10 protein-coding genes are annotated in these 12438 nt (G+C 69.5%); 4 read left to right on the top strand and 6 right to left on the bottom strand.

Annotation, left to right across the window (positions count from 1 at the left end; genetic code table 11):
- The 6 genes from ABZ194_RS22700 to ABZ194_RS22675 all read right to left on the bottom strand — a co-directional run.
- On the bottom strand, positions 1-168 hold a 168-nt coding region (locus tag ABZ194_RS22700), incomplete at its 3' end, for a hypothetical protein (protein WP_355598997.1).
- Positions 169-233: 65 nt separating this feature from the next.
- The gene (locus ABZ194_RS22695) at positions 234-1112 is read right to left on the bottom strand and encodes a potassium-transporting ATPase subunit C (RefSeq protein ID WP_355598995.1); all 879 of its coding nucleotides are present in this window, start codon (positions 1110-1112) and stop codon (positions 234-236) included.
- Complete coding sequence (gene kdpB / locus ABZ194_RS22690) at positions 1112-3265, bottom strand: potassium-transporting ATPase subunit KdpB (protein ID WP_355598994.1); 2154 nt, start codon at positions 3263-3265, stop codon at positions 1112-1114. The genes ABZ194_RS22695 and kdpB overlap by 1 nt, the downstream gene beginning before the upstream one ends.
- A 1-nt stretch (position 3266) precedes the next feature.
- On the bottom strand, positions 3267-4928 hold the full coding sequence (kdpA, locus tag ABZ194_RS22685; protein ID WP_355598993.1) for a potassium-transporting ATPase subunit KdpA: 1662 nt from the start codon (positions 4926-4928) through the stop codon (positions 3267-3269).
- Entirely contained in the window at positions 4928-5017 is a 90-nt protein-coding gene (kdpF, locus tag ABZ194_RS22680; protein ID WP_189793838.1) for a K(+)-transporting ATPase subunit F, read from the bottom strand. Before kdpF ends, kdpA begins: the two co-directional genes overlap by 1 nt.
- Positions 5018-5603: 586 nt before the next feature.
- Positions 5604-5885, bottom strand: coding sequence for an SAV_915 family protein (locus ABZ194_RS22675; protein ID WP_355598992.1), 282 nt, complete (start codon positions 5883-5885; stop codon positions 5604-5606).
- A gap of 547 nt (positions 5886-6432) precedes the next feature.
- On the opposite strand from ABZ194_RS22675, the gene ABZ194_RS22670 reads away from it, so the two are divergent.
- From ABZ194_RS22670 to ABZ194_RS22655, 4 genes are read left to right on the top strand one after another with little or no spacing between them, the layout of a single operon-like run.
- Positions 6433-7077, top strand: a complete 645-nt coding sequence (locus ABZ194_RS22670) for an ATP-binding cassette domain-containing protein (RefSeq protein ID WP_355598991.1) — start codon at positions 6433-6435, stop codon at positions 7075-7077.
- On the top strand, positions 7061-8341 hold the full coding sequence (locus ABZ194_RS22665) for a hypothetical protein (RefSeq protein WP_355598990.1): 1281 nt from the start codon (positions 7061-7063) through the stop codon (positions 8339-8341). The genes ABZ194_RS22670 and ABZ194_RS22665 overlap by 17 nt, the downstream gene beginning before the upstream one ends.
- Positions 8338-10059: a hypothetical protein gene (locus tag ABZ194_RS22660; protein WP_355598989.1), complete on the top strand. Its 1722-nt coding sequence runs from the start codon at positions 8338-8340 to the stop codon at positions 10057-10059. Before ABZ194_RS22665 ends, ABZ194_RS22660 begins: the two co-directional genes overlap by 4 nt.
- Complete coding sequence (locus tag ABZ194_RS22655; RefSeq protein ID WP_355598988.1) at positions 10056-12383, top strand: tetratricopeptide repeat protein; 2328 nt, start codon at positions 10056-10058, stop codon at positions 12381-12383. The genes ABZ194_RS22660 and ABZ194_RS22655 overlap by 4 nt, the downstream gene beginning before the upstream one ends.
- The last annotated feature ends 55 nt before the right edge of the window (positions 12384-12438 follow it).

The following is a 12438-nucleotide window of genomic DNA, read 5'->3' as shown; positions in this document are numbered from 1 at the left end:
ACCCACCACCACATCCGTCCCACGCCCCAACCGCCGACGCCCCTCACTCAACATCGCGTACGTCTTACCGACACCAGGCGCCGCACCCAGATAGACGCGGAGCCGTCCCCTGCCCCCGCTCACCGCCTTCGCCGCCTTCGCCGCCTTCGCCGTGTTCGCCGTGTTCATCCTGATCGTTTCTCGTCCGGAGAGCGGGCCGCCGGAGGTCGCCGGCTGCCCGCTCTCAGCGTCTGTCATCCCTTGTCGAGGGCCAGGTTGAGTTCCAGGACGTTGACGGCCGGCTCACCCATGAACCCCAGGGCGCGTCCGAGGGTGTTCTCCCGGATCAGCTGCCTGACCCTGGTCACGGCCAGACCGCGCTCCCTGGCCACCCGGGGCGCCTGGAGCTCGGCGTAGGCGACCGAGATGTGCGGGTCGAGCCCGGAGGCGCTGGCGGTGACCGCGTCGGCGGGCACCGCCGGCGGGGCCGCGTCCCCCCGGATCGGGACGGTACGGCCCGTCGCGTAGTCCTCGCCGGGCTTGCCGCACTCGACCTTCACCCCACGGTAGGTGGCCGGGAAGGGGACGGCCGGGCACGCCTGGTTGACGCTGACCGCCCGGGTCGGGGTGCCTGAGGCCGGGAAGACCTTCAGCACCGCCCCCACCCCGTCGGGGGTGCAGTACGGCCGGGCGCCGCCGACCCCCTCCAGTTTCCCGATCGCCAGGCTCCGGGCGCAGACCTGGGTCAGCAGCGACTGCTTGCCGGTGTCCGGCTTTCCCTCTTCGTCCTTGGCCCCCGGTACCGGCAGCACGTCGACGACGTCCTCGGGACCGAGGTTGCTGGCGGAGGTCGACAGCATGTCGTAGCCGTCCCCGGCCGCCGACGGGCGGCTCTGGAAGTACTTCTTCACCGGCCGCCCCTCGGCGTCGGTGAATGCCTGACCGACCAGTGAGCTTCCGATCTCCTTGCCGGTGCCGCCGCGGATGACGGAGCCGTTGGCCTTGTCGGCGAAGACCGTCTGCGCCACCGCGATCACCGCCAGCGGATAGACCGCGCCGAGGATCAGGGTGAGGACGAGCAGCGCGCGCAGCGCGGCGAGATGCTGGCGGACCCAGCTGGGCAGGCGTTCCATTACGACATCCCCGGAAGGAGCTGAACGAACAGGTCGATGAGCTTGATACCGATGAACGGGACGATGATCCCGCCCAGGCCGTAGAGGTAGAGGTTCCGGCTGAGCAGCTTGGAGGCGCTCGACGGCCGGTAGCGCACCCCGCGCAGCGCCAGCGGGATCAGCGCCACGATGACGATCGCGTTGAAGATCACCGCTGAGAGGATGGCCGACTGCGGACTGGCCAGCCGCATCACGTTCAGCGTCTCCAGCCCCGGGTAGACCGCGGCGAACATCGCCGGAATGATGGCGAAGTACTTGGCGATGTCGTTGGCGATGGAGAACGTGGTCAGCGCTCCCCGGGTGATCAGCAGCTGCTTGCCGATCTCCACGATCTCGATCAGCTTGGTGGGGTTGGAGTCCAGGTCCACCATGTTTCCGGCCTCCTTGGCGGCGGAGGTGCCGGTGTTCATCGCCACCCCGACGTCGGCCTGGGCCAGCGCGGGAGCGTCGTTGGTGCCGTCGCCGGTCATCGCCACCAGCCGCCCGCCCTCCTGCTCCTTGCGGATCAGGGCCAGCTTGTCCTCGGGCGTGGCCTCGGCCAGGAAGTCGTCCACCCCGGCCTCGTCGGCGATGGCCCGCGCGGTCAGCGGATTGTCGCCGGTGATCATGACGGTGCGGATGCCCATCCGGCGCATCTCGTCGAACCGTTCCCGCATGCCCTGCTTGACCACGTCCTTGAGGTGGATCACCCCCAGCACGCGGGCCGTGTCGCCGGAGATCTCCCCCACCACCAGCGGCGTGCCGCCACTGCCGGAGATGGCGTCCACGATCGCGCCGACCTCGTCGGTGGGGTGGCCTCCGTTGTCCCTGACCCACTTCATCACCGCGGTGGCGGCCCCCTTGCGGACCTGGCGGTCGTCCACGGCGACGCCGGACATCCGGGTCTGGGCGGTGAAGGGCACCCACTCGGCGTGGGCCAGCTCGCCAGGCTGCCGTTCCCGCAAGCCGTACGCCTGCTTGGCGTAGACCACGATCGAACGTCCCTCCGGTGTCTCGTCGGCCAGGCTCGACAGCTGCGCCGCGGCGGCCAGATCCTCCGCCGGCACCCCGGGCGCCGGCACGAACTCCGACGCCTGCCGGTTGCCCAGCGTGATGGTGCCGGTCTTGTCCAGCAGCAGGGTGCTGACGTCTCCCGCGGCCTCCACCGCCCGGCCGCTCATCGCGAGCACGTTCCGCTGCACCAGCCGGTCCATCCCCGCGATCCCGATCGCGCTCAGCAGCGCGCCGATCGTGGTCGGGATCAGGCAGACCAGCAGCGACACCAGCACGATCCCGGTGACGCCCTCGGCCGTCAGCGCCAGGGAGTCGGGCACCCCGGGGTTCTCGGTTTTGGCGTAGATCGCCATCGGCTGCATGGTCGCGGTAGCGACCAGGAAGATGAGCGTCAGCGCGGCCAGCAGGATGTTGAGCGCGATCTCGTTGGGCGTCTTCTGCCGGTTGGCGCCCTCGACCAGGGCGATCATCCGGTCGATGAAGCTCTCCCCCGGCTTCTGGGTGATCTGCACGATGACGCGGTCGGAGAGCACCCTGGTGCCGCCGGTCACCGCCGAGCGGTCACCACCGGACTCCCGGATCACCGGTGCCGACTCGCCGGTGATCGCCGACTCGTCGACGCTGGCGATGCCCTCGACCACGTCGCCGTCGCCGGGGACGATCTCCCCTGCCTCGACGATCACGAAGTCACCCTGGCAGAGTTCGGGAGCGCCCACGACGTCCCACTCGGAGACGGTGATCCCGGGCTTCCAGTTCTTGACCCTGCGGGCGACGGTGTCGCGCTTGGCGGCGCGCAGCGTGGCGGCCTGCGCCTTGCCCCGGCCCTCGGCGACCGCCTCGGCCAGGTTGGCGAAGAGCACTGTCAGCCAGAGCCAGAGCACGATGGCCCAGGCGAAGAACGACGGCTCGACGACCGCGAGCACCGTGGTGAGCAGCGCGCCGATCTCGACGATGAACATCACCGGGTTACGCCAGAGCGTCACCGGGTTGAGCTTCCTGAAGGCGTCCGGCAGCGACAGGATCAGCTGCTTGGGGTCGAGCAACCCGCCGCCGACCTTGCCGTCCCTCTTACCCGGACTGCCGGGGGTACGGCCCTGCACCTTGAGCGTCTGGGTTGACATATCAGTTGATTCCTTCTGCGAGCGGCCCCAGCGCCAGGGCGGGGAGGAAGGTCAGCCCGACGAGGATGAGCGTCACGCCGACGACCATGCCGACGAACTGCGGCCGGTGCGTGGGCAGCGTGCCCGCCGACGCCGGCACCGGCGACTGCCTGGCCAGGGACCCGGCCAGGGCCAGCACGAAGACGATCGGCAGGAACCGGCCCAGCGCCATGCACAGTCCAAGCGCCGTGTCGTACCACGGGGTGTTGACCGTCAGGCCGCCGAACGCCGACCCGTTGTTGTTGGAGGCGCTGGTGAAGGCGTACAGCACCTCGGAGAAACCGTGGGGGCCGCTGTTGAGCATGCTCGCCCGCTGCTCCGACGAGCCCATCGCGAACGCCGTACCCGTCAGCACCAGAACCGGGGTGACCAGGAAGTACATCGAGGCGAGCTTGATCTCCCGGGCGCCGATCTTCTTGCCCAGATACTCGGGGGTGCGGCCCACCATCAGGCCCGCGACGAACACCGTGATCACCGCGAGCACCAGCATGCCGTACAGGCCGGAGCCCACACCGCCCGGCGCGACCTCGCCCAGCATCATGTTGAACATCGTGATCATTCCGCCCAGCGCGGTGTAGGAGTCGTGAAAGGAGTCGACCGCGCCGGTTGAGGTCAGCGTGGTGGCCGCGGCGAAGGTGGCGGAGTTGGCCACCCCGAACCGCACGTCCTTGCCCTCCATGGCCGCGCCGGCCGCCTGCGGCACCGTGCCGCCGTGCGCCAGCTCAAGGCCGGTCAGCACCGCGACGCTGATCAGGGCCAGCGCCGCCATCACCGCGGTGATCGCATACCCCTGGCGCTTGTCGCCCACCATCCGGCCGAAGGTGCGCGGCAGCGCGAACGGGATCAGCAGGATCGCGAAGATCTCCACCCAGTTGGTCCAGCCGGTGGCGTTCTCGAACGGGTGGGCGGAGTTGACGTTGTAGAAACCGCCGCCGTTGGTACCCAGCTCCTTGATGATCTCCTGGCTGGCCACGGGCCCACCGGTGATCGCCTGGGTTCCACCGGTCAGCGTGGCCACGTCGTGCGGTGCCGAGAAGTTCTGGATCAGGCCACCGGCCACCAGGACCACCGCGCCGACGAAGGCGATCGGCAGCAGGATCCGCACCGAGCCGCGCACCAGGTCGACCCAGAAGTTACCCAGTTCGTCGGTCGTCCTGCGGGCGAATCCGCGCACCAGCGCGATCGCCACCGCCATGCCCACCGCGGCCGAGACGAAGTTCTGCACCGCCAGCCCGGACATCTGCACCAGGTGCCCCATGGTGGACTCACCCGAGTAGGACTGCCAGTTGGTGTTGGTCACGAAGCTGACCGCGGTGTTCCAGGCCACGTGGTCGGTGACCGGAGGCATGCCCAGGGAGAGGAACAGCTTGTCCTGCAGCCGCTGCATGCCGTACAGGAAGAGGATGGAGACGGCGGAGAACGCCAGCACGCTGCGGGCGTAGACGCCCCAGCGCTGCTCGGTGTCCGGCCGCACCCCGATCAGCCGGTAGATCGCCCGCTCCACCGCGAGATGCCGGGTGGCCGTGTAAACCCGGTACATGTGGTCGCCCAGCGGCCGGTGCGTCAGGATCAGGGCGGCGACAAGAGATCCGATGAACAGGATCCCGGTCATGGTCGGTGACATCAGAAGCGCTCCGGAAACAGCAGGGCGGCGACCATGAAGACCACCAGGCCGACGACCACGACCAGGCCTATGGCGTTGACGGCGCTCACAGCCGGTCCACCGCCTTGACGACAAGCCCGAGAACCGCAAAGACCGCGATCGTCAGGGCGACGAAGATGACGTCGGCCATCCCCACTCCTTGATAGGAAAAAATGTTCTCACCGCCGCGAGATACGCGGCACAGAGTTAGCAAATCGCAAGTTTTTCCCCATAAGGCGGTTCTTGACGAGTTCCATACGGCCAGGCATCAAGGCTTGACGCCGTCTCTACGAAAACCGCCGGCACGCCGAATGTTTCGCCTCCCGGCGTACCGAAAAGCGGCGGCCGGACCGGTCCACGGCCGAGGCCGGTGACCGAAGCGGTCCGGCCGGGGTCCGGCGAGGACGGCGGGCGGGGCCGTCCCCACCGGCGGGCACCCTCGGGCCTCGATCGACGTCGGCCGACGTCAGCGACCCTGACGGCCTTCGGGGGATCCGGCTTCGGGACACGTGACTCCGGCGGATCCGACGCCTGTCGGCTCGGCGGAGACAGCCTCCCCAGGGGTCAACCCGGGATCTTGACGAGCAGGACCGCAGCCGTCACCAGGAGGATCACGAGATCGGGCGGATGTGGTCGGGTGGGTGAAGGAGCGGCGCGTCACGCCACCTTCAGGCGCGGGTTCCGGGCCTCCACGGCACACGCGGGGTCGATCACGATGCCGGCGACATCGAGGTCCTCGATCATTCCGCGCAGCACGCGCTCGCTCAGCCACGTCCACTCGTGGCCGCCGCCGAGTACTCCGACGAGCCGGTCCCGCGAGGTGAACGCCACCGCCGTCCGCCTGCCCCCCGGGGTCCGGAACAGGCTCAGGGCCAGAACCCTGCCTCCCGAACGGACCGGGACCAGCAACGGGGGTTCACTTCTGCGCGAGGTGTCCATGCGCTCCTCCTGCTTCGGTAACGAGGCCAGCTGGCCACACGAAAGGGACGCTATGACCGCCAACGCTGGGAAAAAGCGATCCCGATGCGATCCTGACGCGCCTCCGATCGTCTCTGACGACCCCTTGACGGCCACGGAAGAGCGGGCCGCTGCATCCCCGAAAGCACGGCATGACGAGATTGTGAGCTCTATTTGGCTACAAATCAATATATTTCTTACTTACTTGATGAACCACAATAATGTCGTGCTCCGGCGCCACAGGCCGGCCCGAACGTCCTACCCACAGGGACGGGCAGGGCGGCGATCACCGCGGACGCCGCCGTCCACTCGGAGCCTCCCCGGGGTTCAGACAGGGCCTGCTCCCCGAATTCCGGCCACACATCCCACCTTATTAAGGCACACCGAAAACACATTCTCCATTTACGTGACACAAAGCAACTTATCCGACAATTAGCCTGGAGGGAATTCGGGGAACCTCCCGATCTCCCGCCACGTTGCGATATATAAAGAACGGACATTCTCCTCATTTACCGGAGCTGATCTATCCGTGTCCGAACTGCGGCTTCAGCTGGACGGGCTCTCCTGGTACCACGGCGGGGATCGACGGGCGCTGAAACCCGATCGGCTGACGGTGGGTGTGGGAAGGCCGGCGGTCGTGCTGGCGGATGACGCCGCCGACGCAGAGATCTTCAGCGACGTCCTGCTGGGGCAGACCTGGCCCGTCGGCGGCCGGATCCGGATCTCCGGCCGCGAGGTCACCACGCTGCCCTCCGAGGAACGCGGCATCGCCCTGGTGCCCGCCGGCGGCGGCCTGCTCCCCCACATGACGGTCGAGCAGAACATCGGGTTCGGGACGCTCCGGCGCCATGGGGAGGACTTCAGAAGAGGGCAGGTGAACTACGTCGCCGAGCGGCTGAAAATCCGTGGCCTCCTCACCCTGCGGCCACACGAGCTCCCTCCCGACGACAGGCTCCGGGTGGCGCTCGCCCGCGCCATGTGCCACTGGCAGGGGGCGAGGGCCGTGGTGATCGAGGACCACACCGGACACCCCTCCTGTCACGCGGCGGTGAGCGAGAGCCGGAAGGCCTACCCCGACCTGCCGATCCTGATCGTGAGCGACGCCCCGCACCGAGTCGAAACCCTCCGGACCCCCGCGACCTCCTGGGAGATAGTCGATGCGGTTGAATCGTAGAGAGGCCCTCGCCGCACTGTCGGGCCTGGCCCTGGCGGGGGTCACCGGATGCGCCGGCCCCCCGCTGCGGATCGGGGTGGTGTGGAGCGGCCGGGAGCTGAGCAGCTTCCGGAACGTGGTGCGGAGCCACCCCAACGTCGCCGTGTACTCGGCCGGGGACGACATCGCCACCCTGCTCAAAAGCTCGGCGGCCCCCGATGTGGCGATCGTTCCCCAGCCCTGGCTGGTGCACGACTCCGGAATCCGCGCCCGGCTGGAGGACATCTCCTCCGACGATCCCGCCTACTGGCAGGATCTGCTCCGCGTTAAACCCGGCAACTCCACCGGTCAGCCGGCGGACCCCTCCATCAAGGGCGTCTGGTTCAAGGTCACGCACAAGTCGCTGGTGTGGCACAGGACGGGAACCCCTGCTCCCCCTCAAGACTGGGACACGTGGCTGACGGATCTCAGGCTCAGAGCGGAGAGGACGAAGAGGGAGGGGAAGGGAAAAGGGCCGCTCTCCATCGGCGCGGCCGACGGCTGGACGCTCACCGACTGGTTCGAGAACGTCCTGCTCGGGGTCGACGAGGCGGCGTATCGGGGACTGCTCCACGATCCGGCGGGGTGGGGCCACGACACCGTCCGGCTGGCACTCGACCGGCTGGCGGACCTGTGGTCCATCGACGGCCTGCTGCCCGGCGGGGGCGCTCGGGCGCTGACCACGCAGTTTCACGAGTCGATCCTCAACGTCTTCCGCTACGGCAGCGCGGACATGCTGGCCGCGCCCGACTTCGCCCGGTCCGTCATCGGGCAGTACTGCCCCGGCGCGCAGACCGAGGTCTCCAGGCTGCCGTGGTCCTCCGAATCGATACCGCCCATGGTGGTCGGAGGAGACGTCCTGGTGGCGCTCAGGTCGAACGAAGGTCGCGGCAGGGAGTTCGTGGAGAGGCTCAACCGCGAGACGAAGACCCCGGGCCACCCGGCGAACACCGCGATGAAGGCGTGGGCCGGGAAAGGGGGGATGCTCTCGCTCGACCAGGAGATCAACGACTCGTCCCCGATAAACGGCTACCTGACCTCGTATCTGCGGGACGGCCGGAAAGCGGCCTTCGACCTCTCCGACGGGCTCCTGCCCGGCAGAGCCGGCGGAGACGGCAAGGATCTGTGGCGCGTCATGACCCGGCTGTTCGTCGACGTCGCCGTCGACGGAGTCCAGGGCTCCCAGGCCGTGAGCACGGCCTGGGACTCCCTGCGGGCACTGAGCCGGAGGAAAGGACGGCCGTGAGGGACCGAGACGCCCTTCTTTTCGACGTGACACCACATCACGACATGCGCGCACCCGCCAGGTGGAGCGGCCGGAGCCGGACCGCGTGGGGATACCTGTTGCCCGCGGCCTTGATCGCCACCGTCTTCCTGCTCGTCCCGCTGGCCTGGACGGTGAGCGACAGCCTGATCCCACGAGATGACCGGGTCCCCGCCGGGGAGAACCTCAACCTCTGGCCCGCCCTGCTGCACAACGCCGTCTGGCTGGTGCTCGCGCTGGTGGTCTGCGCGCTCGGTCTTGGACTCGCCTGGCTGGCCGGGGACATGGGGCCCCGCAGGCGGGCGGTGCTGCTGGTCGCCCTGGCCCTGCCCACGGTCACCTCCCCGCTGACGGCGGGGGTGACCTTCCGCCTGATCTTCGACGCGGCCCCCCGGGGTGCGGTGGCCTCTCTGCTGCCCGCCCCCGTCCTCGCCGACTTCCTCGGCCCCCGCTGGATCTGGCTGGTTCTCGGCCTGGCGTTCGCCTGGCAGTGGACGGGGCTGGCGTTCCTGGTCTTCCACGTGGGCCTGGCCAACGTGCCGAAGAGCCTGCTGCGGGTAGGACGGATCTTCGGAGCCGGAAGGCTCCGCCGTCTCCGCACAGTGGTGGCTCCGGCGCTGTTTCCCACGGCGGCCCTGGTGATGCTGATCGTGCTCACCGCCGCGGTCCACGTGTTCGACCTGGTTCTGGTGGGAGCACCGGGTTCGATCCAGGACGAGGTGGACGTGGTGGGGCTCTTCTGGTGGCGCCACTACGACGAGCTCGGGAGGAGACAGGCCGCGGCACTCGCGGTTCTGCTGTTCGCGATGGCCGGCACGTTGGTGCTTGTCGTGCTGTGGCGGCTGCGCCGGGACTGGCCGGAGGCGGGACACCGGCGGCAGGAGCGGCACACCCCTGCTCCGGCACGCACCCGCCTGCCCCTTCGCCTTCTGTCCTCGACGGTGACCGCGCTGTGGGCGTTCCCCTTCGTCGTCCTCGTGCTCACCTCGTTACGGTCTCCGGAGGAGGCCGCCACCTCCGGGTGGTGGACCGGGGGCTACGTTCTGGGAGGGTCGTACGGCGAGGCGTTCGACGACGGCTCCTTCTCCGGTGCGCTGTGGGCCACGGCACAGCGCGGGCTGCTGGTCTCCGCCGTCACCACACTGGTGGCCGTACCGGCCGCCTATGCCCTGACGCACGAGCGGCTGCCCCGCCGTACGCGGCGGATCGTCACGGCGGTGACGGTCCTGCTCGCGGTGCTGCCTCCCCAGGTACTGGCCAGGCCACTCGGGGAGATGCTGGCCGGGCGGCTGGGCGGCACCGTGATCCTGAGCTTCGTCCACGTCGCGCTGGCCCTGCCCCTGGGGGTGCTGCTGCTGCGTAACGCGTTCATGTCCGTGCCCCGGCCGGTGGTGCTGCGGCCACTGGCCGAAGGACGCTCGGCGATGTTCCAGATGATGGCCGAGAGCGGTCCCGCGGTGGCCGCGGTGGCGGTGCTGGCGTTCGTGCTCGCGTGGAACGACCTGGTGATCGGTCTGCTGCTGAACTGGCCGGCGGCGAACCAGGCGCCGTTGATCATGCTTCAGCAGTCCCGCCAGTTCGTGACCTCGGCCGGTGCGCTGGCGGCCCAGGGGGTCGTGATGACCGCCGTACCCGCGCTGCTGCTGCTGGCGACCCGCAGGTCGCTGATCCAAGGTCTGACACAGGGAGTCCGCCGTTGAGTTCCGATTCCCCAAGCCCGTCCGGAAGGCTCCGGCCTCGACTGGCCGGGCTGCGAATGTCCGGGAGGCGGCTGGCCGGACTGCGTTCGGTGCTGCCGAGGAACCGCGGGGAGTTCCTGGCCGCCATGGCCACCATCGGCCTGTCGCTGGCGGCGAGCGTCATCTCCGACCAGGTGGTGAACGCCTTGGAGGTGGTGATTCCGCTCGGGCTCATCATCACCGTGAGCCTGTTCCTGCTCTCCATCAAATGGCTGCGCAGGGGCGAGCGATCCCTCCCCCTCAACGACGCCGCCGCGGCACGCCCGCGGCTGCCCCCTCGGGTCGACACCCCGGTCGGCAGGGAGCGGGAGGTCGGGGAGGTGGTCGACCGAGCCCTGGCACGGGGCCTGGTCCTGGTGCGGGGGCCGGCCGGAAGCGGCACCTCCACCATGGCCGTCAACGCCGGATGGAGACTGGCACCGGAGACCGAGCGGCAGCGCTACACGGACCTGCGCGGGCAGGACCGGGACGAACCCGAGGACGCGGCGAGCGTGACGGAGCGGGTGCTGCGGACGCTCGGCCGCCCGCTGGGGTCCGTCGGGAGCGCGGAGGAGGCCGCACAGGAGGTTCTCGGCGCGCTCCGGAACACCGGGCGCGTCCTGGTTCTGGACAACGTGGAACGGTGGAGCCAGGTGGCGTGGCTCCCCCGCCACGTTCCCGGGGGCTGGGTGATCGTCGCGGGGGAGCTCAAGGCGGACACGGACGGCGCGGTCCCCGCGGAGGTGGCGGTCGTACAGGCCGGTCTGCTGAGCCCCGACGAGGGTGTGACGTTGCTGCGCTCCCAGATCGCGGCGGATCGGATCGAGGCCGACCCCGCGTCGACGAAGAGATTGGCGAACCTGTTCCTGCGCAGGCCCGCGATCGCGGTCGGAATCGGCCGCTGGCTGGCCGAGAATCCGCGGGTGCCGATCGCGGCACTGGTGGCCGACCTGGAGCAGGGGCCCCACGACCACACGCTTCAACTGCTGCTCGCCATGCAACTGCGGCGAGTACGGCCGGCGGCCAGGCGGCTGCTGGCGCTGCTCGCCCGCGCGCCGATCGCCGAACTAGGGATCGGCGGGGCCACCGCCCTCACGGGCGGGACGGAGCACGACACCGAGCGGGCTATGGAGGAGTTGAGTCAGCACGGCCTGGTGGAGCGGGTGCGAGAGTCCCGGGTCCGGGTGGTGGACGCCGCGCGTGCGATCGTGGCGCCGCCGGAGGACTGGGAGGCGGCCTGGCGGCGCCTGGTGGAGCACTTCGCGAACCAGGCCGACCTCTTCGCCGAACGGCTCCCGCAGGAGGAGGCGCGGGCCTGGTTCGGTGTCGAGGACAAGGCGCTGCTGCACATACTGAGAACACGCCGACCGGCACCGTGGGCGTCCGGTCCGTTCTGGCGGATCGCGGACGCCCTTGAGGTGTGGTTCTTTCTTGAGCAGCGCCACAAGGAGAGGCGGGAGACCGCCCGCGCCCTGGCCCAGGCGGCCAAGGCCCTCGGCGACACGGAGGTCCAGGCCACCGCCGAACTGCGACTGTGCCTGATCGCCCTGGTGCTGGGCGAGCCCGGCATGGCCAAGGAGCACCTCGACGCCGCGTCGCACCTGCGTACCGGCGTCGAGTCCTGGCCCGCCCAGCTCCACCTGGCGCGTGCGGCGACACTGCTGGCGACCGGCGACGAGTTCACCGCGGTGGAGTCGTCACTGGTGCAGTACGGCCAGGCCCTGCCGAGTGGAGACGCCACCGGGCAGGCCACCCGGTGGATCAACATGGCCGTCCTGCGGATACGCCGGGGGCAGGTCCTCGGCTTCGAGGGCGGCACGGACGAGGCCGACCGCCTGTACACCGGCGCCGTGGGCATCCTGGTCCAGGCTCTGGAGATCGCGCGGCAGGCGGGCGACGAGCACGCCGGGGCCCACGCCCGGGATCTCCTGGCGCTCGTCCACTGGCTTCTGGGCAGGACGCGTGACGCATCGGCCGACTGGGAGGAGGCGATCCGGATGTACGGACTGCTGGGGGACACGGTCGGCCAGGCCCGCTGCCGGATACATCGGGCGGCGACGCTTCCGGAGGCGGAGCACAGGGAGGCCGCCAAGCTCCTCAGGTCGGCCCTGCGGCGGCTGCCCGCGACGGGCGTGAGCACCGCGCTGGCATGGCTGCACCTCGCTCGGGCGGAGCCGCGAGGCGCTCGGTCCCACCGGGAGAAGGGGCTGAGCGCGCTCGCCCCGTGGGACGGGATCGCCGAACCGCTCCAGGTCACCGAGGTACGGCGCCGGCTAAACGCTGTCCCGACTTATAGACGTATTTGATATTTTCTGGCTATCTTGCGGCGCATGAGATTCAGATCCACATTTGCCGCTATTT

It is taken from the genome of Streptosporangium sp. NPDC006007 (assembly GCF_040614315.1).
Lineage (GTDB): Bacteria > Actinomycetota > Actinomycetes > Streptosporangiales > Streptosporangiaceae > Streptosporangium.
This window is presented reverse-complemented; position numbering and strand designations above follow the sequence as displayed.

Excerpts from the sequence above, each read along its gene's own strand:
- kdpB (WP_355598994.1), bottom strand. The coding sequence starts at position 3,265 with ATGTCAACCCAGACGCTCAAGGTGCAGGGCCGTACCCCCGGCAGTCCG.
- ABZ194_RS22665 (WP_355598990.1), top strand. The coding sequence starts at position 7,061 with ATGCGGTTGAATCGTAGAGAGGCCCTCGCCGCACTGTCGGGCCTGGCC.
- kdpA (WP_355598993.1), bottom strand. The coding sequence starts at position 4,928 with ATGTCACCGACCATGACCGGGATCCTGTTCATCGGATCTCTTGTCGCC.
- ABZ194_RS22675 (WP_355598992.1), bottom strand. The coding sequence starts at position 5,885 with ATGGACACCTCGCGCAGAAGTGAACCCCCGTTGCTGGTCCCGGTCCGT.
- ABZ194_RS22695 (WP_355598995.1), bottom strand. The coding sequence starts at position 1,112 with ATGGAACGCCTGCCCAGCTGGGTCCGCCAGCATCTCGCCGCGCTGCGC.